This is a genomic window from Serratia sp. PL7, assembly GCF_945957435.1.
In genome coordinates, this window is sequence record NZ_CAMFLB010000081.1 from 1 (window position 1) to 2,349 (window position 2,349).

Annotated in this window: 3 protein-coding genes; all 3 read left to right on the forward strand. The window is 33.4% G+C overall.

The genetic code is table 11. From position 1 onward, the window contains the following. A partial coding sequence (locus tag N6G83_RS54200; RefSeq protein ID WP_260524421.1) for a hypothetical protein occupies positions 1 to 345 on the forward strand: 345 nt, incomplete at its 5' end. Between the two features lie 506 nt (positions 346 to 851). Next, positions 852 to 1,598, forward strand: a complete 747-nt coding sequence (locus N6G83_RS54205) for a replication/maintenance protein RepL (protein ID WP_052684122.1) — start codon at positions 852 to 854, stop codon at positions 1,596 to 1,598. A gap of 367 nt (positions 1,599 to 1,965) precedes the next feature. Beyond that, positions 1,966 to 2,349: hypothetical protein (locus N6G83_RS54210; protein WP_260524422.1), on the forward strand; the 384-nt coding region annotated here is incomplete at its 3' end.

The window sequence follows — 2,349 nt, forward strand, 5'->3', positions numbered from 1 at the left end:
ATATCGAAAAAACTATGGCCCAGAAAAACCTATCATGCTTCTGCATATTCTTTCAGACATGCAAAAGCAACGGAATTGAAAAATTCCGATTATGACAAAATCGAAATAGCCCAAATTATGGGCCATGCCTCAGTCAGATCTCAGCAGAGTTACGGAAGAAAGAGCAAAAAAAGCAAAGGTGGATTTGATGACATCGCAGATGTCGAAACCAATGTTAAGCCCCGTGGTGGAGATAGATTATTGAGATTTAAGATCGCAAATAAAAACAAAGCAGCGGCAAAAATTGCCGATACTTCCACCCCCAGCAGTCCTCCACCGGCTCCCGTTCGTCGCTTCAAAATGTGAACCCTGAGCAGTTCAGGAGGTCCCCTCCTGGACTGTGAAGGGTTGGCCCGTCCGGCAGGACGGTTTTACAGCAAAATCCTCCATAGCGAAGCAGAAGCCCGGAACCGGGTAACTGGATGGGTTTTCCCCCGTGGGGGATTGATCTGTTACTTGAAAACCAATGATCTTAAAAACCATCTCAAAAGTTGAAAATTTCACCCCCTTAGTGTTCTTAAAATTCTTATATGTTCTTAGGAGTTAAAAAAACACTCTCTAACCATTGATATTACTGACTTTTTAAAAAAGGCAGTTGTCAAAAACTTCAACCGTAGTTGTCAAATTCGTCAACTCTAGTTGTCAAATTCGTCAACTGAGGTTGTCAAATCCGACAACTCTAGCCAGTTTCCAAGTAGAAACTACAGTTTCAAAACTGCAACTTTTTCTACTTTTTGCAACTTAATCTATTGACTAGTTTTATATAAATGTTAAAACATATATATAGAAATAAATAAAAAAAGGAGGTTTCTATGGATTTAGGAAATATATTAAATGAGAGTTTAAGTATTGATTACGAAAAATTAGATTTGTTTTTGGAAAAATATGATTTAACACCAGAACAAAAAGTTGCAGTTTATGAATTTCACGCAAAAGCTTATAAAAAAAATAAAACTTTAGTTATTTCTGAAACAAAAGAAAATAAATTTAAATCTATTTCCGAAGGTGTTGAATACGTGCATTTATTCCCAAAAAATTTAAAAATTTTAATTAAAAAATATGGTTTAAATACAAACGAATTATTGGTTTTAACGGAAATAATGGAGTCAATGCTTTCACACGGAAATTTATTAATTAATTTTTCGCAAAAGGCACTTTGCGAATTAACAGGAATTAATAAATCTACAATGTGTAAAACATTTAAAACCCTCAAACAAAAGCAGTGTTTAATTGAGAAAAACGGACATATTTATTTAAATTCTGTGATATTTATGAAAGGGTTACCTCATAAATTGTTTATGCAATTTAGAGATCATTTTTTAAATTCTATCTCATATAAATTAGATGATGAAGAAGAATTTGAAAAAGTCTTCGACGATAATTTTATTAAAGCATACGAAAAAAATCTCAAAGAGATTAAAAAGAAAAAGCAACAAATAAAAGAAAAGAAAATATCAAAAGCATTAGATAATTTTGAAAAAGAAATCTCGAAAGAATGGAAAGAAAAGTTTAAAGACGAAGAGGAAAATTTCGAATTTGGTTTTGAATCGGAAATATAAAACCGCCCTCGCCGGGCAGGCCAATCCCTTACTGAAATAGAATAAATTCTATTCCACTAAGGGATTTTTTTATTCATTGTTTCTCCACATTTGCAATATTGACATTAACTTCCACCCGGATATAACAGTAATATAAGTTGTTGTTTCTACCCCGATTTTGGGGTGGAACAACAAGGCATTTTAGGGGTAGAGCGAAGCGAACCCGTAAAACTGCCACCCCCAACCGGGGGTCGTTGTTCGATTTTGAGCGACAGCGAAAAAATAGAACATAAGGGGGGAGGGTTTGGGTTTTACGGTATTTCAAATTTGAGCAAAGCGAATTTTTGAAATTTCCGTTTCTTTTAATTTGCAATGAGGAAAAATCAATATGGGTAATTCAAAAAGAAATATAAAAAAACTAAATGATAATTTTAGAGAGGATATTTTAGATTATGCGATCGCGCACAATCTAAAATGTGCTAACGCACTTGCTATTTTATACGCAACGGGTTGCCGTCCGGACGAACTCCAAACTGGGGTTACTGTAAATTATGACAGCAAAAAAAATGAAATTGAATTTAGAATAATTGGATCAAAACTCAATAGAAGAATGAGAAGAGGCATTGGGGTTAGAAAAATAAAAGTAAAAATCAATAATGAAAATGCCAGGTTTTTTAAAAGCATTGTTGATAAATTTATTGAAAACCCAATGTCATATGATCATAAAATCAAAATTGAAAGTGCAAAAGCGTTTTCAGGTTACATAACTAAA